At 33.6% G+C, this 645-nt stretch carries 1 protein-coding gene; it reads left to right on the top strand.

What is annotated here, in order from left to right:
* Nucleotides 1-61: 61 nt before the first annotated feature.
* The coding region (locus WMO25_RS18625; RefSeq protein ID WP_349086748.1) for a hypothetical protein at nucleotides 62-645 on the top strand (584 nt) is incomplete at its 3' end.

Below are 645 nucleotides of genomic sequence, written 5' to 3'. Positions count from 1 at the left end.
AACGGTGACTCTGTGCGGCATCAGGTTGGCTGTATCGCCGGGGCACTTCCGGTGGGAAAAGTTGTGGACGAAGGTATTATATTGGATATTAGTAATTTTTGGGATTGCTTTTGATGCTGGAAATATTTATTTTTATAAGTTTTCATCTATTGGTGAGCTTATAACGGGTATTGGAATATTCATTTTATTGATTATTTTTTATGATACATATTTTTGGCAGGTTTTTGTGCAATTTTTTGTTTATTGGTACACAGTTTATGTCTTTAGGCATCTATATGTTTTTACATTATGCTATTTGGAGCATATTCATTTAAAAAACTATGTGACAGTTGCAGATGGCCTTGGATGGCATTGGATACATATCTGTGGAATGGCAGTAACTATTAGCGTATCTTTGTGGTTGTGTTATCGTATGAAAGGTGCTCCACTAGTTCAACGTCGTTATAAAAAGGATTATAGATATCTGACACTTTTTGTTTTGGCAGAAATAATGATTGGAGAGTATCTTTTTAACAACGATGTTGAAGGATTCTTTATTCAGGGAGAGTACATTCTGTTTAGTATAATTGTTTTTATATGTTTGTTTAGCGTTTTAACAGCGATTATTTTTTATAAGGGATATAAGGACATGCAATATCAGCAGCA

It is taken from the genome of Coprococcus intestinihominis (assembly GCF_040096555.1).
GTDB classification, from domain to species: domain Bacteria; phylum Bacillota; class Clostridia; order Lachnospirales; family Lachnospiraceae; genus Coprococcus_A; species Coprococcus_A intestinihominis.
This window is presented reverse-complemented; position numbering and strand designations above follow the sequence as displayed.